At 73.6% G+C, this 24,011-nt stretch carries 22 protein-coding genes and 2 pseudogenes; 13 read left to right on the top strand and 11 right to left on the bottom strand.

Features of this window, described 5'->3' with window-relative positions; genetic code table 11:
- Positions 1 to 97 precede the first annotated feature (97 nt).
- Positions 98 to 1,708, top strand: coding sequence for an MFS transporter (locus ACZ3IG_RS33285; protein ID WP_467436779.1), 1,611 nt, complete (start codon positions 98 to 100; stop codon positions 1,706 to 1,708).
- A gap of 153 nt (positions 1,709 to 1,861) precedes the next feature.
- Positions 1,862 to 3,034 carry an acyl-CoA dehydrogenase family protein gene (locus ACZ3IG_RS33280; RefSeq protein WP_467436778.1) on the top strand — a complete coding sequence of 391 codons (1,173 nt, stop codon included), beginning with the start codon at positions 1,862 to 1,864 and terminating at the stop codon, positions 3,032 to 3,034.
- Between the two features lie 48 nt (positions 3,035 to 3,082).
- Here the strand turns inward: ACZ3IG_RS33280 and ACZ3IG_RS33275 are convergent, their stop codons facing one another.
- Positions 3,083 to 3,520: a cell division protein SepF gene (locus ACZ3IG_RS33275; RefSeq protein ID WP_403544479.1), complete on the bottom strand. Its 438-nt coding sequence runs from the start codon at positions 3,518 to 3,520 to the stop codon at positions 3,083 to 3,085.
- Between the two features lie 511 nt (positions 3,521 to 4,031).
- Here ACZ3IG_RS33275 and ACZ3IG_RS33270 point away from each other — a divergent pair.
- The 4 genes from ACZ3IG_RS33270 to ACZ3IG_RS33255 all read left to right on the top strand — a co-directional run bounded on the left by ACZ3IG_RS33270 (position 4,032) and on the right by ACZ3IG_RS33255 (position 8,277).
- A complete protein-coding gene (locus tag ACZ3IG_RS33270; RefSeq protein WP_467436776.1) occupies positions 4,032 to 4,838 on the top strand; it encodes a DUF1684 domain-containing protein in 807 nt (268 codons plus the stop codon).
- A gap of 205 nt (positions 4,839 to 5,043) precedes the next feature.
- Entirely contained in the window at positions 5,044 to 5,949 is a 906-nt protein-coding gene (locus ACZ3IG_RS33265) for a S1 family peptidase (protein ID WP_467436775.1), read from the top strand.
- A 158-nt stretch (positions 5,950 to 6,107) separates the two neighbouring features.
- Positions 6,108 to 6,959: a slipin family protein gene (locus ACZ3IG_RS33260; RefSeq protein ID WP_467436824.1), complete on the top strand. Its 852-nt coding sequence runs from the start codon at positions 6,108 to 6,110 to the stop codon at positions 6,957 to 6,959.
- Between the two features lie 235 nt (positions 6,960 to 7,194).
- On the top strand, positions 7,195 to 8,277 hold the full coding sequence (locus ACZ3IG_RS33255; protein WP_467436774.1) for a S1 family peptidase: 1,083 nt from the start codon (positions 7,195 to 7,197) through the stop codon (positions 8,275 to 8,277).
- A gap of 69 nt (positions 8,278 to 8,346) precedes the next feature.
- Here the strand turns inward: ACZ3IG_RS33255 and ACZ3IG_RS33250 are convergent, their stop codons facing one another.
- On the bottom strand, positions 8,347 to 9,408 hold the full coding sequence (locus tag ACZ3IG_RS33250) for an ABC-2 transporter permease (protein WP_467436773.1): 1,062 nt from the start codon (positions 9,406 to 9,408) through the stop codon (positions 8,347 to 8,349).
- Between the two features lie 154 nt (positions 9,409 to 9,562).
- Here ACZ3IG_RS33250 and ACZ3IG_RS33245 point away from each other — a divergent pair, with 154 nt between their 5' ends.
- The 3 genes from ACZ3IG_RS33245 to ACZ3IG_RS33235 all read left to right on the top strand — a co-directional run bounded on the left by ACZ3IG_RS33245 (position 9,563) and on the right by ACZ3IG_RS33235 (position 14,723).
- A complete protein-coding gene (locus tag ACZ3IG_RS33245; RefSeq protein WP_467436771.1) occupies positions 9,563 to 13,087 on the top strand; it encodes a DNA polymerase III subunit alpha in 3,525 nt (1,174 codons plus the stop codon).
- Positions 13,084 to 14,052 carry a DNA polymerase Y family protein gene (locus tag ACZ3IG_RS33240; RefSeq protein ID WP_467436770.1) on the top strand — a complete coding sequence of 323 codons (969 nt, stop codon included), beginning with the start codon at positions 13,084 to 13,086 and terminating at the stop codon, positions 14,050 to 14,052. The genes ACZ3IG_RS33245 and ACZ3IG_RS33240 overlap by 4 nt, the downstream gene beginning before the upstream one ends.
- Before the next feature lie 296 nt (positions 14,053 to 14,348).
- Positions 14,349 to 14,723, top strand: a complete 375-nt coding sequence (locus ACZ3IG_RS33235) for a peptidase inhibitor family I36 protein (RefSeq protein WP_467436769.1) — start codon at positions 14,349 to 14,351, stop codon at positions 14,721 to 14,723.
- Between the two features lie 165 nt (positions 14,724 to 14,888).
- On the opposite strand, the gene ACZ3IG_RS33230 is transcribed toward ACZ3IG_RS33235, so the two are convergent.
- On the bottom strand, positions 14,889 to 15,812 hold the full coding sequence (locus ACZ3IG_RS33230; protein WP_467436767.1) for an RICIN domain-containing protein: 924 nt from the start codon (positions 15,810 to 15,812) through the stop codon (positions 14,889 to 14,891).
- A 257-nt stretch (positions 15,813 to 16,069) separates the two neighbouring features.
- Between ACZ3IG_RS33230 and ACZ3IG_RS33225 the strand changes: the two genes are divergently transcribed.
- Together ACZ3IG_RS33225 and ACZ3IG_RS33220 are read left to right on the top strand one after the other, a co-directional pair.
- Positions 16,070 to 16,510 (top strand): hypothetical protein, encoded by a 441-nt coding sequence (locus ACZ3IG_RS33225; RefSeq protein WP_467436766.1) that lies wholly within the window; start codon positions 16,070 to 16,072, stop codon positions 16,508 to 16,510.
- An 83-nt stretch (positions 16,511 to 16,593) separates the two neighbouring features.
- The gene (locus ACZ3IG_RS33220; protein ID WP_467436765.1) at positions 16,594 to 16,932 is read left to right on the top strand and encodes a hypothetical protein; all 339 of its coding nucleotides are present in this window, start codon (positions 16,594 to 16,596) and stop codon (positions 16,930 to 16,932) included.
- Between the two features lie 42 nt (positions 16,933 to 16,974).
- Here the strand turns inward: ACZ3IG_RS33220 and ACZ3IG_RS33215 are convergent.
- A pseudogene (locus ACZ3IG_RS33215) lies at positions 16,975 to 17,211 on the bottom strand (cupin domain-containing protein); the annotation flags it as partial.
- Here ACZ3IG_RS33215 and ACZ3IG_RS33210 point away from each other — a divergent pair.
- Positions 17,204 to 17,515: pseudogene (locus tag ACZ3IG_RS33210) on the top strand (MarR family transcriptional regulator); the annotation flags it as partial. The pseudogenes ACZ3IG_RS33215 and ACZ3IG_RS33210 sit on opposite strands and share 8 nt — an antisense overlap.
- A 9-nt stretch (positions 17,516 to 17,524) precedes the next feature.
- Here ACZ3IG_RS33210 and ACZ3IG_RS33205 read toward each other — a convergent pair.
- The 4 genes from ACZ3IG_RS33205 to ACZ3IG_RS33190 all read right to left on the bottom strand — a co-directional run bounded on the left by ACZ3IG_RS33205 (position 17,525) and on the right by ACZ3IG_RS33190 (position 20,523).
- A complete protein-coding gene (locus ACZ3IG_RS33205; protein ID WP_467436764.1) occupies positions 17,525 to 18,535 on the bottom strand; it encodes a lytic polysaccharide monooxygenase auxiliary activity family 9 protein in 1,011 nt (336 codons plus the stop codon).
- A gap of 251 nt (positions 18,536 to 18,786) precedes the next feature.
- Positions 18,787 to 18,930: a hypothetical protein gene (locus ACZ3IG_RS33200; protein ID WP_467436763.1), complete on the bottom strand. Its 144-nt coding sequence runs from the start codon at positions 18,928 to 18,930 to the stop codon at positions 18,787 to 18,789.
- Between the two features lie 125 nt (positions 18,931 to 19,055).
- Positions 19,056 to 19,613, bottom strand: a complete 558-nt coding sequence (locus ACZ3IG_RS33195) for a ribonuclease FAU-1 family protein (RefSeq protein ID WP_467436761.1) — start codon at positions 19,611 to 19,613, stop codon at positions 19,056 to 19,058.
- Positions 19,594 to 20,523, bottom strand: a complete 930-nt coding sequence (locus ACZ3IG_RS33190) for a GNAT family N-acetyltransferase (RefSeq protein ID WP_467436760.1) — start codon at positions 20,521 to 20,523, stop codon at positions 19,594 to 19,596. The genes ACZ3IG_RS33195 and ACZ3IG_RS33190 overlap by 20 nt, the downstream gene beginning before the upstream one ends.
- Positions 20,524 to 20,593: 70 nt before the next feature.
- Here ACZ3IG_RS33190 and ACZ3IG_RS33185 point away from each other — a divergent pair, with 70 nt between their 5' ends.
- Positions 20,594 to 20,962: a GntR family transcriptional regulator gene (locus ACZ3IG_RS33185; protein ID WP_467436759.1), complete on the top strand. Its 369-nt coding sequence runs from the start codon at positions 20,594 to 20,596 to the stop codon at positions 20,960 to 20,962.
- Positions 20,963 to 21,108: 146 nt separating this feature from the next.
- Here the strand turns inward: ACZ3IG_RS33185 and ACZ3IG_RS33180 are convergent, their stop codons facing one another.
- The 3 genes from ACZ3IG_RS33180 to ACZ3IG_RS33170 all read right to left on the bottom strand — a co-directional run bounded on the left by ACZ3IG_RS33180 (position 21,109) and on the right by ACZ3IG_RS33170 (position 23,872).
- Positions 21,109 to 21,879, bottom strand: a complete 771-nt coding sequence (locus tag ACZ3IG_RS33180; RefSeq protein ID WP_467436757.1) for a DUF72 domain-containing protein — start codon at positions 21,877 to 21,879, stop codon at positions 21,109 to 21,111.
- Positions 21,880 to 21,886: 7 nt separating this feature from the next.
- A complete protein-coding gene (locus tag ACZ3IG_RS33175; protein ID WP_467436756.1) occupies positions 21,887 to 22,981 on the bottom strand; it encodes a DUF5925 domain-containing protein in 1,095 nt (364 codons plus the stop codon).
- Positions 22,982 to 23,068: 87 nt separating this feature from the next.
- Positions 23,069 to 23,872: a polysaccharide deacetylase family protein gene (locus ACZ3IG_RS33170; RefSeq protein ID WP_467436755.1), complete on the bottom strand. Its 804-nt coding sequence runs from the start codon at positions 23,870 to 23,872 to the stop codon at positions 23,069 to 23,071.
- Positions 23,873 to 24,011 lie beyond the last annotated feature (139 nt).

Here is a 24,011-nt window from a genome sequence, read left to right as displayed (position 1 = left end):
TCGCGCGGGCCGGAGCCACCGCTTCCTCCGGCCGAGTCGCGGGAGTTCCCCGCCCCGCGAGCCCGCCGCACGCGAGGGAACTTCTGGGAGGTAGTACATGTCCGGGACGACCGCGGCCGCCGTGTCGCCGCGCCGCCGGGCGGCCGGGGCCGGTGCCAACCGCTGGGTGGTCCTGGTCGTCCTCTGCGTCAGCCTGCTGCTCGTGGCGCTGGACGCCACCGTGCTGCACGTGGCGGTCCCCGCCGTCACCGAGGACCTCAGGCCCGGCGCGATCGAACTGCTCTGGATCGTCGACGTCTACCCCCTGGTCTGCGCCTCGCTGCTGATCCTGTTCGGCACGCTGGGCGACCGGGTGGGCCGCAGGCGGATCCTGCTGATGGGGTACGCGCTGTTCGGCGTCGCCTCGGCGCTCGCGGCCTGCGCCGACACCGCCCAGGTGCTGATCGCGGCCCGCGCGCTGCTCGGCGCCGGCGGCGCGATGATCATGCCCGCGACGCTGTCGCTGCTGCGGGAGGTCTTCCCCGACCGGCGGGAGCGGGCCCTCGCCATCGGCGTGTGGAGCGCGGTCGCGGCCGTGGGCGCGGCGGTCGGACCGCTGCTCGGCGGCTTCCTCCTCGAACACTACTGGTGGGGCTCGGTCTTCCTGGTCAACATTCCGCTGATGCTGGTCGGCCTGCCGGTGGGGCGGCTGCTGCTGCCCGAGTCCAAGCCCTCCTCCGAGGGCGCGGACCAGGGGCCCTGGGACGTGGTCGGCGCGCTGCTGGCGGCGGCCGGGCTGTTCGGGGTGGTGCTGGGCGTCAAACGGCTCGGCGGCGGTGAGCCGGCGCTGAGCGTCGCCACGGTGGTGTCGTTGGTGGCGGGCGCCGCGCTGCTCGCGCTGTTCGTGCGGCGGCAGCGGGGGCGGGTCCGTCCGCTGGTGGACCTGCGGATGTTCCGGCGGCCGGCGTTCAGTACGTCGGTGGGGTGCATCGTGCTGGCGATGCTCGCGCTGGTGGGGCTGGAGCTGATCGCGGCGCAGTACCTGCAGTTGGTGCTCGGGCTGTCGCCGCTGCAGACGGGGCTGCGGCTGCTGCCGCTGACCCTGGCGGCGATGGCGGCCGGGCTGGCGGGGGCGCGGATGCTGCGGCGGCTGGGGCCGCGCCGGATGGTGTGCTTCGGGTTCTGTCTGACGGCCGGGGCGGTGCTGCTGCTGACGGCGCTGGGACGGACCGACGCGTGGGCGCTGATGTTCGGCGGGTTCCTGCTGCTGGGGTTCGGTCTGGAGACCACGCTCTTCGGGGCCTACGAGTCGATGCTGAGCGAGGCGCCGGCGGAACAGGCGGGCGGTGCGGCGGCGATCGGCGAGACGTCCTACCAGCTGGGCGCCGGGATCGGGATCGCGCTGCTCGGTACGGTGATGAACGCGGCGTACGCGCCCGGGCTGGCGCGTGTCGAGGGGGTGCCGGCGGCGGCGTCGGCGGCGGCGGGGCATTCGCTGGGGGAGGCGTACGAGGTCGCCGCGCGGCTCGGGGGGCCGGGCGGGGTGGCGTTGCGGTCGGCGGCGGAGGGGGCGTTCGTGCACGGGCTGCATGTGACGCTGGTGGTGAGTGCGGGGTTGTTGTCGGCGGGGGCGGGGATGGCGTTGCGGTTGCCTCGGGGGATGCGGTGCGAGGGGGAGGCGGGGGTGCCCGCACCCAGGGACGCGGTGGAGTCGCGTGTCTCGGTGTGAGGGCCTTTTCTCTCCCGTCCGCGCACCACGTCGCCCGTGGGGCCTGTTCGCCGTCGGCGGGCGCGGCGGCTCTGGACGCGCGCCGCGGTGGGCCGTAACGTCGGCCGGGAGCCGTGACTAGCAGTGCTAGTTAAATGTCCTGGACGGAGGACCATGCCCGCGTTCGACCCCGCAGACCCCCTCGGCATCGACGACCTGCTCTCCCCGGAGGACCTCGCGGTCCGGGACACGGTGCGGTCCTGGGCCGCCGGCCGCGTCCTGCCGTACGTCGCCGACTGGTACGAGAAGGGCGAGCTGCCCGGCATCCGGGAGCTGGCCCGCGAACTGGGCGGCATCGGGGCGCTCGGGATGTCGCTCACCGGGTACGGCTGCGCGGGCGCGAGCGCCGTGCAGTACGGGCTGGCCTGTCTGGAGCTGGAGGCCGCGGACTCCGGCATCCGCTCGCTGGTCTCCGTGCAGGGCTCCCTCGCCATGTACGCGATCCACCGCTTCGGCAGCGAGGAGCAGAAGCGGGCCTGGCTGCCCCGGATGGCCGCCGGCGAGGTCATCGGCTGCTTCGGGCTCACCGAGCCCGACCACGGCTCCGACCCCGCCGCGATGCGCACGTACGCCGAGCGCGACGGCAGCGACTGGGTGCTGAACGGCCGCAAGATGTGGATCACCAACGGGTCGGTGGCGGGTGTGGCCGTGGTGTGGGCGCGCACCGGCGACGGCATCCGCGGCTTCCTCGTCCCCGCCGGCACGCCCGGTTTCTCCGCGCCCGAGATCAAGCACAAGTGGTCCCTGCGGGCCTCCGTCACCAGCGAACTCGTCCTCGACGACGTACGGCTGCCCGCCGACGCGGTGCTGCCGGAGGTCACGGGGCTGCGCGGGCCGCTCAGCTGCCTGACGCACGCCCGGTACGGGATCGTGTGGGGCGCCATGGGCGCGGCGCGGGCCTGCTTCGAGACGGCGGTGGAGTACGCGAAGACACGGGAGCAGTTCGGGCGGCCCATCGGCGGCTTCCAGCTCACCCAGGCCAAGCTCGCCGACATGGCGGTCGAGCTGCACAAGGGGATCCTGCTCGCCCATCACCTCGGGCGGCGCCTGGACGCGGGGAGTCTGCGTCCCGAGCAGGTCAGCTTCGGCAAGCTGAACAACGTACGGGAGGCGATCGAGATCTGCCGTACGGCGCGGACGGTGCTCGGCGCCAACGGGATCTCCCTGGAGTACCCCGTGATGCGGCACGCGACGAACCTGGAATCGGTGCTCACCTACGAGGGCACCGTCGAGATGCACCAGCTCGTGCTGGGCAAGGCGCTCACCGGGCTCGACGCCTTCCGGTGAGGGCCGGGGGGAGACGCGGGGGACAGGGCCGGCGGGGGCGGCCCTGTCTCAGCTCTGGTTGAAGAACCCGTCCGTGCGGTGCGCGGCCGGTTCACCGTTGATGACCTGGGTGTCGGACGGGCTCAGCAGGAACACCCGGCTGGACACCCGCTCGATCGAGCCGCGCAGGCCGAAGATCAGGCCGGCCGCGAAGTCGACCACGCGCTTGGCGTCGCCGGCCTCCATGGCCGTGAGGTTCATGATGACCGGGACCCCGTCCCGGAACAGCTCGCCGATGGCGCGGGCGTCCCGGAAGCTGTCCGGGGTGACCGTGCCGATGCGGCGGCCCCTCTCCTCGGCCGTGTCCGAGGCGACCTTGACCCGGGGGTCCGTGACCCAGGCGTCCCCGGATTCGTTGCCCTCGGAGTAGTCGTCGTCGTAGTAGCGCTCGTCTTCGTTGTCGTCGACGAGGCCGAGCCACGCACTCGCCTTGCGTACCGATCCCATGGACGCCTCCTCTCAAGCGGTCTTTCGTGCTGTCCGCATCCCTATCGTCGTCCATGATGCGGACGTCGCGCCAAGTGGTTAGACGCCGCGCGGGGGGTTTGTGACGGTACTGGTGCACAGCGAATCCGTCGAGAGTCCATGTGTCCCAAGGGTCGTTTCCCAAACGGCCCCTGACTATGAGTGAAATATGACTGTTCCTGGCGGACGGGTGAGCGGCGGGGCGTACGGGTGAACAAGGCGGTCGGCCCGATGTCGCAGTTCAGCGCCGCGGAAGGCGGCGGCCGGGTGCGGTGTCCGGGTGCCGCCGAACCCCTGGCCGGCACCGGCCTGGGAGAGTTCCGCCGGCCGGTGGAGGCGCGTTCGTGAGGATTGTGCACCGCTTCGCGCGGGGAATACGGCGCGTCCGTACGGGATCATGCCCAAGTGGGACGGGCTGCCCATATCGGTGTTGACGGGGGCTCGGCTCGACGCGGCACGGACGCCTGTCGTACCGGTGTGAAAGGGTTGATCCATGACGACGACGGACCCGGCGGACGCGGAGGCGCGGTGGCGGCGGTGGCACGAGGACCGCGTGGCGGCGGTCTCCGCGCCCTACGGTCCGCTCGCGCTGACCGGCACGTACTGGCTGCCCGACCATCCCGACGGACGGCTCCCGGGCGTTCCGGGGCGCTGGACCGCCGACGCCGGCGGGGTGCTGCTGACGGCCGGGGCGGCCGACGGGCTGACCGTGGACGGCCGGCCCCTGGACGGCGGGGCGCGGCTCACGGCCGACGCGAGGCCGGTGGACGCGGCCCGGGTGGCGTGCGGTGAGCGGCGGCTGGTCGTGCTGGTCCGGGAGGGGGTGTGGGGGGTACGGGACTTCGACCCGGGGGCTGACGCGCGGCGGGCGTTCCGCGGCATCGAGGCCACGTCGTACGACCCGCGCTGGTCGGTGCCCGGTCGCTTCACCCCGTACACCGGCGGGCACCGCAGCGTGCGGGTGCCCAACGCCGACGGGCGCGAGCGCGGCCTCGGGCTCGGCGGGGAGGTGGCCTTCACCCTGGCCGGGCGGGAGCTGACGCTCCAGGTGGCCGTCGAGGCGGACGGCTCGCTGTGGGCGGTGTTCGCGGACACCACCAGCGGCCGGGGCAGTTACCGCTTCCGGTTCCTGTACCCGCCGGCGCCGGACGCCGACGGGCGGACCACGGTCGACCTCAACCGCGCGCAGCTGCCGCCGTGCGCCTTCGCCGACCACTTCGTCTGCCCCTTCCCGCCGCCGGGGAACACCCTCGACGTCGGCGTCGAGGCGGGGGAGCGGCAGCTGCGCCGGGTGCGCTGAGTGAGGCGGCCGTACCGGTCGTACTAGTGGTGACGGCCGAAAGGCACCCTTGCGCCGACCGTTCGTTCGGCCGAATACTCCCACTCAGCGCTTGTCAGGGGCACGCCGTTTCCGGAATCCGGACATCCGGGGTCCCCTGGCTGCGCCTCACGGGCCCTGCAACCCCACGAACGGGCCCCCTACTTCCCCCGTGGAGGAACGAAAAGTGAGGATCAAGCGCACCACCCCCCGCAGCGGTATCACGAGACGCACCCGGCTGATCGCCGTCTCCACCGGCCTCGTGGCCGCCGCCGCGATCGCGGTCCCCAGCGCCACCGCGGCCGACACCCCCACCACCTTCAGCTCCGCCGAGCTCAAGAGCGCCAGCAACTCGGTGCTGAAGGCCGACGTCCCCGGCACCGCCTGGGCCGTCGACAGCAAGAGCGGCAAGGTCCTGGTCACCATCGACGAGACGGTGTCCCAGGCCGAGATCGCGAAGATCAAGGAGCAGGCCGGCGACAAGGCCGGCGCGCTCACGATCAAGCGCACCAACGGTACGTTCAACAAGCTGATCCAGGGCGGCGACGCCATCTACGCGAGCAGCTGGCGCTGCTCCCTCGGCTTCAACGTCCAGAACAGCAGCGGCACCCAGTACTTCCTGACCGCCGGGCACTGCACCGACGGCGCGGGCACCTGGTACTCCAACTCCGCGCGCACCACCGCCATCGGTACCACCGCGGGCTCCAGCTTCCCGACCAACGACTACGGCATCGTGCGGTACACTGGGTCCGTCGCCCGGCCCGGCACCGCGAACGGCGTGGACATCACCAGCGCCGGGACGCCGAGCGTGGGCGCCACCGTCATCCGTGACGGTTCCACCACCGGTACCCACAGCGGCCGGGTCACCGCCCTCAACGCCACCGTGAACTACGGCAGCGGCGACATCGTCTACGGGCTGATCCAGACCACGGTCTGCGCCGAGCCCGGTGACTCCGGCGGCTCGCTCTACGGCAGCAACGGCACCGCGTACGGTCTGACCTCGGGCGGCAGCGGCGACTGCACCTCGGGCGGCACGACCTTCTTCCAGCCCGTCACGGAGGCCCTGAGCGCCTACGGCGTCAGCGTCTACTGATCCTCACCGATCCCGTTCCCGCGGGCGCGGCCGGCAGTACCGGGAGCCCCCGCACGGCAGTTGCCGTGCGGGGGCTCCCTTTTGCACGGAACCGGCGTTACCGTCGAAGAGCGCACAAAGAGCACTCGATGCGCCCACTTCGGACCCTGGGGGCCGTGATGGTCGAGGAGCTGATGGCGGCGGGAGCGGCGGTCGCGTCCGCGGCGGTGGTCTACGCGATGGCCGCGGCGCGGGTCGTCAAGCAGTACGAACGGGGTGTGGTGTTCCGGCTCGGCCGGCTCCGGCCGCAGGTGCGCGGCCCCGGCTTCACCCTGGTCGTGCCGTTCGTGGACCGGCTGCACAAGGTCAATCTCCAGATCGTGACCATGCCGGTCCCCGCCCAGGAGGGCATCACCCGGGACAACGTGACCGTGCGGGTCGACGCGGTCGTCTACTTCAAGGTCGTGGACGCGGCGGACGCCCTGGTGCAGGTGGAGGACTACCGCTTCGCGGTCTCGCAGATGGCGCAGACCTCGCTGCGCTCCATCATCGGCAAGAGCGACCTCGACGACCTGCTGTCCAACCGGGAGAAGCTCAACCAGGGCCTGGAGCTGATGATCGACAGCCCGGCCATCGGATGGGGCGTGCAGATCGACCGCGTCGAGATCAAGGACGTCTCCCTGCCCGAGACCATGAAGCGCTCGATGGCCCGGCAGGCCGAGGCCGACCGGGAGCGGCGGGCCCGGGTCATCAACGCCGACGCCGAGCTCCAGGCGTCGAAGAAGCTGTCCGAGGCGGCCAAGGAGATGTCGGAGACACCGGCCGCGCTCCAGCTGCGCCTGCTGCAGACGGTGGTGGCGGTCGCCGCCGAGAAGAACTCCACGCTCGTCCTGCCCTTCCCGGTGGAACTGCTGCGGTTCCTGGAGCGGGCGCAGCAGACGGTCCCGCCGGAGGCCGCGCGGAGCGGGCCATCGCGCGTAGATGCACACCAGGACGGCGGAGCGCAAGAGGTGGAATCCAGACAGGACTAGACCTCACGCTCCGCTGACGGGTTCCTCGCCCGGAGTGTTTGCTCTGCGAATTTTCCCTGGACCGGGAGCAAAGGGTGGAGGCCGTGTGCCCGCGCTGAAGTTGTCGTGCGCACGTCTCGAAGTCGACCTTGTGTGCGACCTGTGCCGTTCGGAAGAGTAAGCGCCCGTCAACCGGCCTTCCGGTCCGCGAGGTCCCCACAACCCCACGGGCCGACCCCCCACAGGAGGACATGAGTTGAAGCACCGACGCATACCCAGGCGGCGGGCAGCCGTGGCAGGCGCGGGCATCGTCGCGCTGGTCGCCACGGGAGTCACGTTCCAGAGCGCGAACGCCAGCGAGACCCCGGCGTCCGCCACCCCCGAGACCCTGTCGGCCATCGCGGCCGGAAAGCTCGCCTCCACCCTGCTCGGCGATCTCGGCGCCGACGCCGCGGGCACCTACTACGACGCCCGGTCCGAGAGCCTGGTGGTCAACGTCCTCGACGCCGCCGCCGCGCGGACCGTCGAGGAGGCCGGCGCCACCGCGAGAATCGTCGAGAACTCGCTCGCCGACCTGAAGAGCGCGCGCACCACCCTCAAGCGGGACGCCACGATCCCGGGTACCTCCTGGGTGACCGACCCGACCGCCAACAAGGTCGTCGTCACCGCCGACCGCACGGTCTCGAAGGCCGAGTGGGCCAAGCTCACCGAGGTGGTCGACGGACTCGGCGCCAAGGCCGAGCTGAAGCGGACGAAGGGGGAGTACAAGCCCTTCGTCGCGGGCGGCGACGCCATCACGGGCGGCGGCGGGCGCTGCTCGCTCGGCTTCAACGTCACCAAGGGCGGCGAGCCGTACTTCCTGACCGCCGGCCACTGCACCGAGTCCATCACCTCCTGGTCGGACTCGTCCGGCACCGTCATCGGGGAGAACGAGGTCTCCAGCTTCCCCGACGACGACTACGGCCTGGTCAAGTACACCGCCGACGTGGACCACCCGAGCGAGGTCAACCTCTACGACGGCTCGGCGCAGTCCATCACGGACGCCGCCGAGGCCACCGTCGGCATGCGGGTGACCCGCAGCGGCTCCACCACCGAGGTGCACGACGGCACGGTCACCGGCCTGGACGCCACCGTGAACTACGGCAGCGGTGACATCGTGGGCGGCCTCATCCAGACCGACGTCTGCGCCGAGCCCGGCGACAGCGGCGGCTCCCTCTTCTCCGGCTCCAGCGCGATCGGCCTCACCTCCGGCGGCAGCGGCGACTGCACCTCGGGCGGGGAGACCTTCTTCCAGCCGGTGACGGAGGCGCTGTCGGCCACGGGCACCGAGATCGGCTGACCCGCAGAGGCTCTTGTGAGGTCCCGCCCCGCGCGCGAGGGGCGGGACCTCGGCGGGTGTACGGGGGCGTCAGCCGGCCTGCGTCGGCAGCCGCGCCCCCTGCCGCCGCCGGCGCAGCACCGCCGCCAGCATCGTGATCACCGTCCCCGCCACCGCCCAGGACCACAGCACCAGCAGCGGGAGGGTCAGGTCGTTGCTCCTGAAGTAGGCGACCGAGCGGGCCGCCCAGGTGCCGGCGCCCGGTGGCAGCGCCGGGCCGATCGCCTTCCAGAACGGCGGCAGCATCGGCAGCGGGAAGGCGCCGCCCGCGCTCGGGTTGCCGGCGATCACCACCAGCAGGATCGCCAGCCCGATGCCGACGACCCCGAAGAGCCCCTGGAGCGCGAGCGTGGCGGCGCCGACGGCGAAGGTGACCAGGGCGCCCAGTCCCCACAGGTCGACCACGCTGCCGGGCAGCGCCCCCAGGACGGGCCCGATGATCACCGCCCCGCCCAGCCCGCCGACGATCGCGACCAGCGCCATCACGATCAGCCGGATCGCCGCGCGGCGCGGGTTGGCCGGCCGGGCGCCGGTGCTGATGGCGAGGATCGAGGCGCACAGATAGCCCCCGACGCACCAGCCGACGACCAGGTAGAAGGACGACAGCCCGTCGAAGTCCCGCGCCGAGGCCGGGGCCACGTCGACGGTCTCCACGGTCCGCCGCTCGGCCCGCTCCGCCTCGGTGACGAGGCGCTCCAGGGTGGTGGCGAGCGCGGTGCCACCGCCGGAGGCGACCAGCAGCGTGTCCCGGGTGCCGCGCGCGTCCACGACCAGGGCGCCGTCGATCTCCCGGTCCATGATCTTCTTCCGGGCGCCCGCCTCGTCGGCCACCGTGCGCGGGTCCAGCGGCGTGCCGGGCAGCCGTTCGAGGCGGGCCACCGTCCGCCCGGCCGCGTCCTCGGGCGCGACCACCCCGAAGGGCACGTCCTTCGCCCTCGGATCGTGCAGCGCCCCGACGTAGGAGGCGATGAACAGCAGCTGGAGCGCGAGCACGCCGAGCACGAGCAGCGTGGCCCGCGGGGTGACCGCGTCCTTCACCTCATCCAGGAACGATCCGTTCCGGTTGCCGGTGCCGCCTGAGGTGTGCGCCATGCCCCCACGGTCCCTGCCGGAGGGCGTTTGTGCAGGTGGGGCGGGGCCGGATGGATGTCGTACACACATTCGAAGATGGAGGTATGGTGGGGGTGAGGTTGTTGGAACAGACGTTCGACAGAATGTCGGAAGGTCACCAGTGCGGGAGGTGCGTGTGCCGGGTTTCACGCATCTGCGCACCGTCTCCGGGTTCTCCCTGCGCTACGGCGCCTCCCACCCGGAGCGGCTGGCCGAGCGCGCCGCCGAGCGGGGCATGGACGCCCTCGCCCTCACCGACCGCGACACCCTCGCGGGTGCGGTCCGCTTCGCCAAGGCGTGCGCGAAGGCGGGCGTCCGCCCGCTGTTCGGCGCGGACCTGGCGGTGGCGCCGCCCGCCCCGGCACCGGAGCGCGGCGACACCTCCGTACGCCGGGACCGGCGCCGTATCCCCGTGCGCGGCGGCGCCTTCGTCGACGAGTCGGCCCCGCGCGTCACCTTCCTCGCCCGCGACGGGGCCCGCGGCTGGGCCGGCCTGTGCGCGCTGGTCTCCGCCGCGCACCGCGGCCCCGGGACCCCGCTCCTGTCCTGGGCCGACAACCACGCCGACGGCCTCACCGTGCTGCTCGGCCCCGACTCCGACGTCGGCCGCGCCCTCGCCGCCGGCCGCCCCGACCGCGCCGCCAGGCTCCTCGCCCCCTGGCGGGAGGTGTACGGCGACGCGCTGCGTCTGGAGGCCGTCTGGCACGGCCGTACCGGCACCGGCCCCGGCTCCCTGCGCCAGGCCGCCCGCACCGTCGGCTTCGCCGCCGAGCAAGGTGTACGCCCCGTCCTGACCAACGCCGTGCGGTACGCCGACCCCGGCCAGGGCCCGGTCGCCGACGTACTGGACGCGGCCCGCCGCCTGGTCCCGGTCGGCGCGGCCGGGGAGCTGGACTCCGGGGAGGCGTGGCTCAAGGGCACGGACGCCATGACGCACGCCGCCGAGCGGATCGTCGAGGCCGCGGGCTTCCGGCGCGAGGCCGCGCACCGCCTGCTGGAGCAGACCCGGGCCACGGCCGCCGAGTGCCTGGTCGACCCCGAGGACGACCTCGGCATGGGCGCCGTCCACTTCCCCGAACCGCATCTGGTCGGCGCGGGCCGCCGCACCGCCCAGCGGACGCTCGCCTCCCGGGCGGCGGCGGGGATGATCCGCAAGGGGTACGAGCGGCGGCGCGACTACTGGGAGCGGATGCACCACGAGCTGGACATCATCGCCCACCACGGCTTCGCCTCGTACTTCCTCACCGTCGCCCAAGTGGTCGACGACGTACGGGACATGGGCATCCGGGTCGCCGCGCGCGGCTCCGGCGCGGGCTCCCTCGTCAACCACCTCCTCGGCATCGCGCACGCCGACCCGGTCGAGCACGGGCTGCTCATGGAGCGCTTCCTGTCCAAGGAGCGGGTCGTCCTGCCCGACATCGACATCGACGTGGAGTCCGCGCGCCGCCTGGAGGTCTACCGGGCGATCATCGGCCGGTTCGGCACCGAGCGGGTCGCGACGGTCGCGATGCCGGAGACGTACCGCGTCCGGCACGCCGTCCGCGACGTCGGCGCCGCCCTGTCGATGGACCCCGCCGAGATCGACCGGGTCGCCAAGTCCTTCCCGCACATCCGCGCCCGCGACGCCCGCGCGGCCCTCGGCGAACTGCCCGAGCTGCGCGAACTGGCGGGCCGCAAGGAGGAGTACGGCCGGCTCTGGGAACTGGTCGAGGCCCTCGACGCCCTCCCGCGCGGCGTCGCCATGCACCCCTGCGGAGTGCTCCTGTCGGACGCCTCCCTCCTCTCCCGTACGCCGGTCATGCCGACCAGTGGCGAGGGGTTCCCGATGGCCCAGTTCGACAAGGACGACGTGGAGGACCTCGGGCTGCTCAAGCTGGACGTGCTGGGCGTGCGGATGCAGTCGGCGATGGCGCACGCGGTCGCCGAGGTGGAGCGGGCGTCGGGGGAGCGGGTCGACCTGGACGCGGTCCCGGACGGCGATCCGGCGACGTACGCGCTGATCCGCTCCACCGAGACGCTGGGCTGCTTCCAGATCGAGTCGCCGGGCCAGCGGGACCTGGTCGGGCGCCTCCAGCCGGCCGGCTTCCACGACCTGGTCGTGGACATCTCCCTCTTCCGCCCCGGCCCGGTCGCCGCCGACATGGTGCGGCCGTTCATCGAGGCCCGGCACGGACGCGCCCCGGTGCGCTACCCGCACGAGGACCTGTCGGACGCCCTGGCGAGCACGTACGGGGTCGTCGTCTTCCACGAGCAGGTCATCGACATCATCGCGGTCATGACCGGCTGCGGGCGCGGCGAGGCCGACCGGGTGCGGCGCGGGCTGTCCGATCCGGAGTCGCAGGGCCGGATCAGGGTGTGGTTCGCGCAGCACGCGGCGGCGAACGGGTACGACGCGGAGACCATCGGGCGGACCTGGGAGATCGTCGAGGCGTTCGGTTCGTACGGCTTCTGCAAGGCGCACGCGGTCGCCTTCGCGGTGCCGACGTACCAGTCGGCGTGGCTGAAGGCCCACCACCCGGCCGCCTTCTACGCCGGGCTGCTCACCCACGACCCCGGCATGTACCCCAAGCGGCTGCTGCTGGCGGACGCGCGGCGGCGCGGGGTGCCGATCCTGCCGCTGGACGTGAACAAGTCGGGGGTCGCCCATCGAGTCGAACTGGTGTCCGGTGCCGGGGAGGTTTCCAGGAAGGTGTGGGGGCTGCGGCTGGCCCTGCTGGACGTGCACGGCATCAGCGAGGCCGAGGCGGAACGGATCGCCGCCGGGCAGCCGTACGCCTCCCTGCTCGACTTCTGGGAACGCGCCCGCCCCAGCCGCCCGCTCGCCGGGCGCCTGGCGCAGGTCGGCGCGCTGGACGCGTTCGGCGCCAACCGCCGCGACCTGCAACTGCACCTGACCGAACTGCACCGGGGCGCCCGCGCCGGACGCGGTGGCCAACTCCCGCTGTCCGGCGGCCGGAAGACCGCGTCGGCCGGGCTGCCCGACCTCACCTCGGCGGAGAAGCTCAGTGCCGAGCTGGGCGTGCTGTCGATGGACGCCTCGCGCAATCTGATGGACGACCACCGCCGCTTCCTCGACGAGCTGGGCGTGGTCTCCGCGCGGCGGCTGCGCGAGGCCCGGCACGGGCAGACGGTACTGGTCGCGGGCGCCAAGGCGGCCACCCAGACGCCGCCGGTCCGCTCCGGCCGCCGGGTCATCTTCTCCACCCTGGACGACGGCACCGGCCTGGTCGACCTCGCCTTCTTCGACGACTCCCACGACGCCTGCGCGCACACCGTCTTCCACTCCTGGCTGCTGCTGGTGCGCGGGGTGGTGCAGCGGCGCGGGCCGCGCAGCCTCAGTGTGGTGGGCGCCGCCGCCTGGAACCTGGCCGAACTGCTGGAGGTGCGGCGGGAGGAGGGCCTGGAGGGGGTCGCGGCCCGGCTGGCCGGGGGGACCCAGGGGGACGCCCCCGGGGACGGCCCGGCCCGGCGCCGCCTGGCCGGCTCGGACGGCCGGCCCGCGCCGGCCGGCTCCGCCGCGCAGGACGAGATGGAGCGGCGGCGGACCGTCCGCATGCCCACGGGGTACGAGATGCACCCCTGGGCCGATCTGCGCCCCGCGGGCGAAGGGCCCGCGGTGGGAAGGAAGTTGTGGCACCAGAGCCCGGGGAGTGCGGGATGACCATCCTCTGCGTACGTTTCCAGCTGCCGCCGATGTACGAGGCGGCCCTGCCGGGGCTGCTCGGTCTGCTGGAGGAGTTCACGCCGGTCGTCGAGGCCCTGCCGCCGGACGGGGCACTGGCCGATCTGCGCGGCGCCGAACGGTACTTCGGGCGCGACGCCGTGGAACTGGCCTCGGTGATCCGCGTCCGCACCCTCGCGCTGCACGGCGTCGACTGCGCGATCGGCGCCGGGCCGGGCCCGATGCTGGCCCGCATGGCGCTGCGCCAGGCCCGGCCGGGGGCGGTCCGCGCGGTGACGGGGGAGGAGGCGGTGGAGTTCCTCGCCGAACGCCCGGTCGCCGAACTGCCCGGCGTCGGCCGGGCCACCGCCCGCACCCTGTGCGAGTACGGCCTGGAAACCCTCGGCCGGGTCGCCGCCGCGCCCTTGTCCACACTCCAGCGCCTGGTCGGCGCGAAGACGGGCCGCGAGCTGCACGAGAAGGCGAACGGCGTCGACCGGAGCCGCGTCGTCCCCAACGGCATCTCCCGCTCCCTGGCCGCCGAACGCCCCTTCCCCCGCGACGAACTCGACCCCGCCCGGCACCGCCGCGCCCTGCTCTCGGCCACCGAGGAACTGGGCTCCCGGCTGCGCGCCGTCGACAAGATCTGCCGCACCCTGACCCTCACGGTCCGCTACGCCGACCGGTCGGCCACCACCCGCACCCGCGCCCTGCGCGAACCGACCGCGCACTCGGCGGCCCTCACGCGGGCCGCCTACGAGATGTACGAGGCGCTCGGCCTCCAGCGCGCCCGGGTCCGCGCGGTCACCCTGCGCGCCGAGGGCCTCGCCCCCGCCGAACAGGCGTCCCACCAGCTCACCTTCGACCCGGTGGACGAGAAGGTCCGCCGGATCGAGGAGGCCGCGGATCGCGCGCGAGCGAGGTTCGGCCCCCGGGCGGTGATGCCGGGGGCGCTGGCGGCCTGAGGGCCGTCCTGCGGATGGTCCGCCGCCCCTGCCGGCCTGTTCACTTCCTGGCCGGCCGGCCGGCCGGCGAAGGCGCGGTCGCGCGGACGGGTGATGCTGTCGGACGGTGCGCCGAGAGGCCGCACGCCGTCCGGCGGCCCGGACGCCGGTAGGCCGCACATCCGGACAGCGCTGCCGGCAGGCGGGACAGCCACGGACTGTCCCGGACAGCGCCACGCCGTTGCTGCGGGGTCGCTGACCTCCGCAGACTCTGGCTGCACGGTCTGGCAACGCCCATCCGACAGAAGGAGACCATCGTGCGTATACAGCGTGCCCTGGCGGTGACCGCTCTCGCGGCGGGACTCACCGCCACAGGCCTCACCGGCTCGTCCTCCGCCGCCTCCGCCGCGTACTCGTGCCCGGTCGGGAACGTGTGCTTCTACTCCGGGAGCAACGGCACGGGCAGCCGGTGCAACTGGTCGGCCGACGACCCCGACTGGAGGTCGGGGAGCGTCGTGTGCTCGTGGTCGTCCTCGTACCCGGTGAAGTCCGTGTACAACAACGCCTACTTCGACGTCGCCTACTTCCTCGGAGCGAGCTACACGAGTTACGTGGGATGCACCTCGCTGGGGGACAGCGGCAATCTGGTCGGCGACTACAAGCTCCGTTCTCATGACCTGGGGGGTTGCTGAACACAGCACCGCCGCGGGGGTCAGCAGCCGGCCATGTGGCACGCCGGTGCGCAAGACGCCGCCTGGCCGGGGGCTGTCCGGGACACGTGTCCCGGACAGCCCCCGGCGGCGGTCATGACGCGAGGAGGGCCTCCTGGCCGCGCCCTCCCGGCACCGCCGTCCGCTTCAGGAGACCGGCTCGATGAAGAACACCTGGCCGCCCTTGCCCACACACCGCTCCATCACGGCCTCGGTGCCCTCGGTGGCGGCGGAGCTCCTGATGCCCACACAGCCCTGCCCGGCGATGCGCAGGACGTAGGTGCCGGCGCCGTAGGAACCCGCGGGTTCCAGATGGAAGCGGCTGTCCCGGACGCAGTCGTCCATCGGTTCCAGCAGCCCCGCGCCCGGACCGTCTTCCAGGGCCATGAGACAACCCTTGCCGTAGTCCGGATGGTGCCACTGGATCCGGTAGGTGCCGTTGCCCATGTCCACGAGTCTGGTGGCCTGCGGTGCCACCGCGGCACAAGGCCGCTGTACGGCCACCAACGGGATGTAGCGACGGTCCTGGACGCGGCCGTCGGTCAGGCACAGGTCCGGGGCGGTCACCGGGCGAATGCGTACCCAACCGCTCAGCAGAGCCTGGCTCACGGCGGCAGGCGAACCGGCGGCGTGAGTCTCACGAGCGGCCGGCGGCCCGTCGTCGGTCCCGGCCACGGCCGCCAAGCCGGCCACGGCCGCCAGGACCGCCGCCGTCGCCGCCGCCATGAGTACGCGCCGGTCGCGCAGGCCGAGCGGGGCCGGGCGGCCCGCCGCCCGCGTCGGGGCCGTCGCCTGGCCGGCGATCCGGTCGCGGAGCCGCAGCCAGTGCCCGATCCTTGCTTCCTCTCCGCACACCCTCAAGTAGGCGGCCAGCAGCTCGGGCGGAGGTGCGACCTCCCGGCCCAGCATGTCGGCGGTGGTGCTGCGCGGCAACACTTCCCCCAGGGCTGCCGCGCGCTCTTCCAACTGCCGGTACGACAGGCCGGACCGCGTCTTCACATGGCGGAGCGACTCCATGAACGCGGTCAAGTCACTGATGTCTTCCAGACGGACATCCCCCTGTTTGGTCATGGACATGATCCTCGCGACCGTTCCCGGGCACCGTCAATCACGGTCCGCGCCAATCGGATCGGACGGCGACCACTTCCCGCCGACTTGCGTCCGGGCGTGTCCCGGACAAGCCGGTGACCATGCCGGACAGCCCTGCCCTGTCCGGGACAGCCGTCCGCCATTGTTCCGGCTTCGCGTCGCACGGACCATTCACACGGACGAGACGGCCGAGCCACGGCCGGTCATCGAAACCTCCGTCCCTTCCGAAAGGAGAAGCTGTGAGACTTCCCTCTGTGGCGGTTCTGTCGGCTGTCGGGGCCATGGCGGCCCTGGCGTTCGGCGTAGCGCCCTCGCACGCGACCGAGGACTCCGCCGCCGCGTTCTGCGGTTCGTCGGGGTCCTGGTCGGCGGACGGCGGAGCCTACGCCGACTTCAGCGAGCAATGTCTGTGGTCGTCCGGCGGGGGCTACTACATCTACGTCACCGGCACCCTGCACGACTACGCCAAGGACGGGCTGGGGCCCCGCTTGTACGCGCAACCACTCACCTCCGGGGGATGGGGCGCGACCCAGCTGGTGGCGCACAACAGCCAGGGCTACGACGGGCCGGCGCTGGACATCGCCAACTACGTGACCGGAGTCGACGAGCGGGGGATCGCCCGCTACAAGGTGTGCAACGGCGGCGTCAACACCAACTGTTCGGCCTGGTTCGAAGCCTGAGCTGCCGACAGCGCGCACTCGGAGAACGCGGGCCCCGGTCCTGTCCGGCCCACCATCTTCCATCGTCACGGAAAGGGACACACATGAGACTCGGTTCGATGTCCGCCGCCGCGGGGGCCGCCATGGTCCTGGCGCTCTCGGCCGCGCCGGCCCAGGCTGCACAGCCCGCTCCGGCGGAAGCCTGCGGATGGGCGGTCACGGACGTGCTCACGGCGTCCGGCCTGATCACGAAGGACAAGGCGGCGGTACACGACGGTCCGGCGGCGGGATGCGATGTGACGGGTCACCGTGCCTACGGCAGCCGTGTGGAGATCTACTGCAAGTACACGAACGACGTGGGCAACCTCTGGTACTCCACAACCTTCGGCTGGATCTACAGTCCGTACGTGCGGATCGACCGGGGCAGCGCGGTCCGGTGCTGACGCCGGTGCCACCGCCCGGCGTGCGGTCGGATACCGCTGACAGGCCCACGGGGGCGTGATCCGGGTGCCGTCGGCGAGCTCCGCCGACAGGCCGGCGAAGGCGGTGACCCACATGGTCGCCGTCGGGCCGGTGGGGTTCTCGACGGGCGAGGGCCGGGCCGGCGTCGACGATCACCGTGTCGCCCGCGGCCGCGCGGCCGTCGAGGGTGGGCGGGCGCCCTGGTCCCGGCGGGGACCCCGCCGGGACCAGGCGCACAGTTCCTCGCTGCCGGTATGGGGGCGTTGGTTTCGAGGGCGTCCCGCGCACGGTTCCGCCTTCTCCCGGCTGGCTCCGGACGGTGCCACCGTGACCGGACTCGCCCGGCACCTGGGGGTGACCGGACAGGCGGCGAGCCGGCTCGTCGGCGAGCCGGCTCGCGAGGGGTGTGCCGAGCGGCGGCCCCGTCCCGGTGACGCCCGGGCGCGGCTGGTCGTGCTGACCGAGCACGCATGGGCCTGCGCCCGGGCGGCGGACAAGGTGCGGGTTCTGCGGGACCGGCTGCTGCGGAACGCGCCCGGTGGACCGCTCCGACTAGCCTGGTGAGCCCGTCGGTCAGCGGCCGGACCGGCTGCCGTGGGCCGTGCGGCGGCGGGCCGTCGCGAAGAGCGTCGCCGCGCCGAGCGCCAGGACGGCGGCGCCGCCGACCGCGATGTACGGGGTGGTGCTGTCCCCGCCGGTCTCGGCGAGGTTCGTGGTGCCGCCCGCGGCCGTGAGCCGGCTGCTTTCCCCGGTCGTCGCCTCGCTCGCGGACGTCGGGTCGGTCGTGGTGGTGGCGTCCTGGTCGCCGTGTCCGTGGTGCTCGACCGTCGACTTGTCGGCTCCGGCCTCGATCTGCTCGTCGGAGGGGGCGGAGGCGGTGGGGGCGGCGGCGGTGGGGGCGGCGGCCGGTTCGGTGTCCGTGGTGTCCTCGCCCTGCGCGGGGCCGGTGCCGCCGAAGGCGACGTCCGAGCAGGAGTAGAACGCCTCCGGGCTGTCCGAGCGCTGCCAGACGGCGTACAGCAGGTGCTGGCCGGTGCGCTCGGGGAGGCTGCCGGAGAAGGTGTAGAAGCCGTCGGCGGCGACCGGGTCGGTGGCCGTCGCCACCGGGGCGGACAGGTCGAGGTCGTCCCAGGCCAGCGGCTGGGCCGGGTCGTAGCCGTCCTTGGTGATGTAGACGGTGAAGGTGCCCTTGTGCTGGGCCGTCACGCGGTACTTGAAGGTGTACGAGCCGCTGCTCACGCCGGTGGCCGGCCAGTCGGCGCGGGCCAGGTCCAGCCCCTTGAACTCGTCGTTGTTCGCGCTGCACAGCTTGCCGTCCGGGATCAACTGCTGGTGCTGTCCGGCCGCGTTGCCGATGCGGATGCCGTTCCAGTCGTAGAGGGCCTGGGTGCCGCCGGTCGCGACCGCGGCCTCGCACGCCGCCGAGTCGGGGCTCTCGGGCCCCTCGGCGTAGCACTGCGAGACCCGGCTGACCGGGTCGCCCATCGTGCCGTGCGCGGACGCGGGCGCGGCCGTCAGCACGGTCAGGGCGAGGGGGAGGGCGCCTGCGGCGGCGACGGCGGCGGCTCTGCGGGGTGCGGGCATGGCGAACTCCTCGGAAGGCTTCTGGGAAAGGCGGTCCGGAACCCGTGGGGGTGCCAGCACGCTAGCCCCGGAAAACCGTGGAAACGCCTGCTGAAGGCCGACGGCGGGGATCCTTATGGTCGCGTTAAGGGGGTGCTCAGGCTGCGCTCAGGTAGCTGCCGTCGGCGGCATGGTCATGACCGACGAGACGATCGGGCCGGCCGGCGCGCGTGACGTGGCCGCGGGGGAGGTGTCCGTCAGAGGTGGCCCGCTCAGGCGTCCGGCCACCAGGTGCGGGCGATGTCCTCGCGGATCTCGGGCCGGCCGGCGCGGCGCGCGTCGGCCTCCTCCCGGATCCGGCGGGCGTCCGTCTTCTTCCTCGGGTCCAGGGGCTTGTGCACGGTCACACGGCGCATGGCTGCCTCCTCACGGATCCACCGGGTTCCGCGATCTCACGGGGGCAGACCCTTTTCGCGAGAGTTCCTCATCGGTACGGATCTGTCAGTGGCCACTGTCACGATTCGAGTGTCAGTGGCGGGTGTCACCCTGGGGGCAGGTCGTACGAGAGTGACGGACCGACTCCGCCCCGTGCCGGCGTGTGCCCGAAGCCGCCCCCGCGGGCGAGCCGTTCCAGGTCGGCCAGCGCGGCGACGGCGGCGGCAGCGGCGGGCGGGTCACGGTCCGCCAGACCGCTCTCGGCGAACTCGTCCTCGTCCAGCCGGCGTACGTCCGTGCCGTCCGCGGAGCACCACAGGTCCAGGTCGAGGTCCTCGACGACCAGCTCGGCGCCGGTGCGCACGGCCGGGCGGACGATGTCGCAGTACCAGCCCTTCAGGACGCCCGTTCCCGCGCGGACCTCCTTCACCGAGTACCAGCGGTCGCGCCAGTAGTGCTCGGTGAAGACGTCCCCGGGCTCGAACCGTACGAAGCCGAAGTCCCGGACGCCGGCGCCGGCCCACGGGGCGCGGACGGTGATCCGGGTGCCGTCGTCGCCCAGGAGCACGCCCCGGTACCGGATCTTCGTACGGCCGCCCTTGACCAGGACCACGTCCACCGGACCACCCGTCTCCCCTCCGGTCTCAGCCGAGTTCGCGGACATGGCGCACCTCCGTCGCGCAGACCTCGTACCCGAACCACTTGTTGACGGCCAGCATCGGGCCGTTGCCGGTGTCGTTGCCCGTGAACGCCTCCGCGCACCCGGCCGCGCGGGCGCGGTGCAAGGAGGCGTTCTTGACCAGCTTGGCCAGGCCCCGGCCGCGGTGGGCGCGGGCGGTGCCGGTCATCGCCGTCGCGTACCGGCCGCCGCCGTCCGTGTACGCCGCGGTGAAGGCGGCGGGGCGGCCGTCGACGACCGCGACGGTGGTCAGGGAGAGGTCCAGCAGCGGGTGCCGCCAGGTCTCCGTGAGCCATGCCTCGTAGTCGGCCAGCGCCGTGTCGACGTCGCCCGGCTCGTCCGCCGACGTCTCCGCGTCCAGCTCGAACAGGGGGCGGGGGTCGTCCGCGTAGTCCGCGGCGGTGCGCAGCGCGACGCCCGGGGGAGGGGACTGGAGCGGCGGCAGGCCGCAGTCGGCCAGGTCCAGGCGGAGGAAGTGGGCCGAGCGTCCGGCGCGGTAGCCGCGCCGTTCGGCGAAGGCCCGGTTGCCCGGCGCGTCCAGCACCCAGGCGAGCAGCCGCGTCGCCCCCTCGGCCGCCAGGTACTCCTCGGCCGCCCGTACCAGCAGCCCGCCGGCGCCGCGCCGCGGCCGGTCCGGACGCACGTAGACGTTGAGGTACGCCTGCCCCGGCTCCGGGCTCTCGTGGACCAGGCCGACCTGGGCCGTGCCGATCACCTCGCCGTCCTCCTCCGCGACCAGGGAGCGGGCCCGGGTGTCCGGGTGGGTGTGGGTGAGGTGGTGGAGGACGGCGTCCGGCGTCCAGAGGACGAACGGGAGGGCCAGGTGGCGGACGAGGGCGAACTCCTCGACCTCCGACCGGACGTCGGGGCGCAGATCGCGTACGGAGACGGTCATGTGCGCGCACGCTACGGCGGGACGCGGTCGGCCGCCTCTCATTTTCCGCCGGGTACGGGACAATCGTGCCGTGACCCTGAAGATCCACATCGACGACGGTGCCGCGCCCTACGAGCAGGTGCGCGCGCAGATCTCCGAGCAGGCCCGGGAGGGTGTGCTGCCGGTCGGGTACCGGCTGCCCACCGTGCGCGGCCTGGCCGAGTCCCTGGGGCTGGCCGCGAACACGGTCGCCAAGGCGTACCGGGCGCTGGAGGCGGACGGGGTGATCGAGACGCGGGGCCGCAACGGGACGTTCGTCGCCGCGGCGGGGGCGGCGGCGCAGCGGGAGCTGGCCGCGGCGGCGCAGGAGTTCGCTGCGCGGGCCCGGCGGCTGGGGGGTTCGGAGGAGGACGCGGTGGCCGCCGTGCGGGATGCCCTGCGGGCGGTGTTCGGGGGGTGAGCGCTTGCCCTGCGGGCGGTGTTCGGGGGTGAGCGCCGCGCCGTGGGGGTTCGGTGCGTTTCTGCCTGCGGGTGCGTGGTGGTCGAGCGCGCGGTTCCCCGCGCCCCTGGGCGTGTCACGCGGGGCGGATCGGGGAGGGACCCGGTTCAGGGCGTCGGCAGGCGCTCCGGTACGCGGGTGACCCGCAGCCCCGCCGTCCCCGCCAGCCGCGCGAACGCCACGGCGTCCCGGACGGCCGCCGCGTGCGGGTCGTTGTTGAAGTAGGCGTACACGTCCGCCTCCGGGGGCCAGGTCGCCGCGATCCGGCGGACCCAGGCCGTCAGGGCACGCCGGCCGTAGCGCGGCCAGGACACCGCCCGGCCCTGGTGGAAGCGGACGTACCCCCAGCCGGCCGTGCGCCACAGCGGGGTCACCGGGCGGGACAGCACGTCGGCCCAGCACAGCGCGGCGCCCCGGGAGCGCAGTACCTCGCCCACCTCCGGCGTCCACCAGGAGTCGTGCCGGGGTTCCACGGCCACCCGGGTGCCGGCCGGGAAACGGGCGAGGCAGGCGTCCAGCAGCGCGGGGTCGGCGCGCAGGGTGGGCGGCAGCTGGAGGAGGACCGGGCCGAGGCGGTCGCCGAGCCCGGCGGCGCGGCTCATCAGCCGGTGCACCGGCTCCTCCGGCTCCCGCAGCCGCTTGACGTGGGTCAGGAACCGGCTGGCCTTCACCGCGACGACGAAGTCCGCCGGGACCCGCTCCCGCCACGCCTCGAAGGTCTCCCGCTCCGGCAGCCGGTAGAAGGCGTTGTTGACCTCGACGGTGGCGAAGCCCGCCGCGTACTCCTCCAGCCACAGCCGCACCGGCAGCCCGGACGGGTAGAGGACGTCCCGCCAGTCCCGGTACTGCCAGCCGGACGTGCCGACGAACAGGGTCATGACCCCATTACAGGTACAGCCCCGCGTCCGCGCCCTCCCGCGGCTCCGGCAGCGCGGTCGGCGACGTGCCCCGGCGCAGCGCGTACAGCTCCGCCAGCGTCGCGCCCTCGCGGCCGACGCCCTCCTCCGTGCCGAGCCAGCCCACCGCCTCCGACCGGGTGAGCGGGCCCACCTCGATCCGGGCCAGACAGCGCCCGGGGCGGACCACGGCGGGGTGCAGACGCTCCAGGTCCTCGTTGGTCGTCACGCCGACCAGCACGTTGCGGCCCTGGCCGAGCAGGCCGTCGGTGAGGTTGAGCAGCCGGGACAGGGCCTGCCCGGCGGTGTGCTTGGCCTCGCCGCGGATCAGTTCGTCGCAGTCCTCCAGGAGCAGCAGCCGCCAGCGGTCCTTGCCCGCCGCGTCCTCCTCGCCGATGGCGATGTCCATCAGATAGCCGACGTCGGAGAAGAGCCGCTCGGGGTCGAGGACGCAGTCCACCTGGCACCAGTCCCGCCAGGACCGCGCCAGGGTGCGCAGCGCGGAGGTCTTGCCGGTGCCCGGCGGGCCGTGCAGCAGGAGCAGCCGGCCCGCGATGTCCTCGGGGCCCGTCTTCATCAGGCGGTCCATCGCGTCCGCCACCGGCGCCGTGTAGTTGGGCCGCACCTCCTCCCACGTACCGGCGGAGATCTGCCGGGTGGTGCGGTGCGGGCCGCGGCGCGGGGAGACGTACCAGAACCCCATCGTCACGTTCTCCGGCTGCGGCTCGGGTTCGTCGGCCGCGCCGTCGGTGGCCTCGCCGAGGACCCGCTCGGCCAGGTCGGCGCTGGTCGCCGTCACCGTGACGTCGGCGCCCCGGTTCCACCGGGAGACCAGCAGGGTCCAGCCGTCGCCCTCGGCCAGCGTCGCGCTGCGGTCGCCGTCGCGGGCGGCGCGCAGCACCTTGGCGCCGGGCGGCAGCAGCGTCGCGCCGGAGCGCACCCGGTCGATGTTGGCCGCGTGCGAGAAAGGCTGCTCGCCCGTCGCGAAGCGGCCGAGGAACAGCGCGTCGACGACGTCGGTCGGGGAGTCGCTGTCGTCGACGTGGAGCCGGATCGGCAGCGCGTCGTGCGGGTTGACTGACATGCCGCCATGATCCGGCACGGGGGCGGCGCGTGCACCCGGTTTCCCGGCGGACGCGCCACCCCGGCGCTCAGCGGTCCGTGCCGGCGCTCAGCGGTCCGCGCCGGCGAAGGTCCTCCCGCGCACCTGCCGCGCCCGGCGGACCACCGCGTACCCCTTGGTGAGCGCCCGGTCCCGGGCGAAGGCACGGGTGATCGCCCGGCCCTCGACCAGCCGCGCGAACTCCTCCGCGCCGGTGCTGCGGCGCACCGTCACCCGGCGCAGGGCGTACGGTCCCTGGGCACGCCGGGCCAGCCCGTTGCCCACCGCCAGCGCCTGCGCGTACCCCGTCTCGCGCACCGCCGCCCGCACCCGGCGGTCGGAGTAGCCGTAGGGGTAGGCGAAGGAGACCGGCGCCGTGCCGACCTGGTCGGTGACGATCTCCCTGCAGTGGATCAGCTCGTGCCGCAGGTCCCCGGCGTGCAGCTGGTCGAGCTGCGGGTGGGTGTGGCTGTGCCCGCCGATCTCCACACCCGCGCCCGCCAGTTCGCGCACCTGGTCCCAGTCGAGCATGGTGTCCAGGGCGCCCCCGGTGTCGTACGGGCCGCGCAGCCAGCCGGTGGAGACGAACAGCGTGGCCGGGAAGCCGTGCTCGGCCAGCACCGGCAGGGCGTGGCGGTGCACGCCCTCGTAGCCGTCGTCGAAGGTGACGAGCACCGGCCGGGCGGGCAGCGGGCGGCCGGAGCGCCAGGCCGCGGCCAGCTCGGCGGTGGTGAGGGGAGTGAGCCCGCGGTCCGCCACCACCGCCATCTGCTCCGCGAACGCCTCCGGGGTCACCGACAGCGCGCGGGTCGCGTCGTCCGGTTCGGCGGCGACGGCGTGGTACATGAGGATCGGCACGCGCGGATCAGCCATGCGCACCGCCTCCGGTCGGTGGCGGGGTGTCGGCGTGGCTGTCGCCTCCGGTCGGTGGCGGGGTGTCGGCGTGGCTGTCGCCTCCGGTCGGTGGCGGGGTGTCGGCGTGGCTGTCGCCTCCGGTCGGTGGCGGGGTGTC

This window comes from Streptomyces sp. NPDC016677 (genome assembly GCF_055562815.1).
The sequence above is the reverse complement of the archived record's forward strand: the minus strand, read 5'-3'. Positions and strand labels throughout refer to the sequence as shown.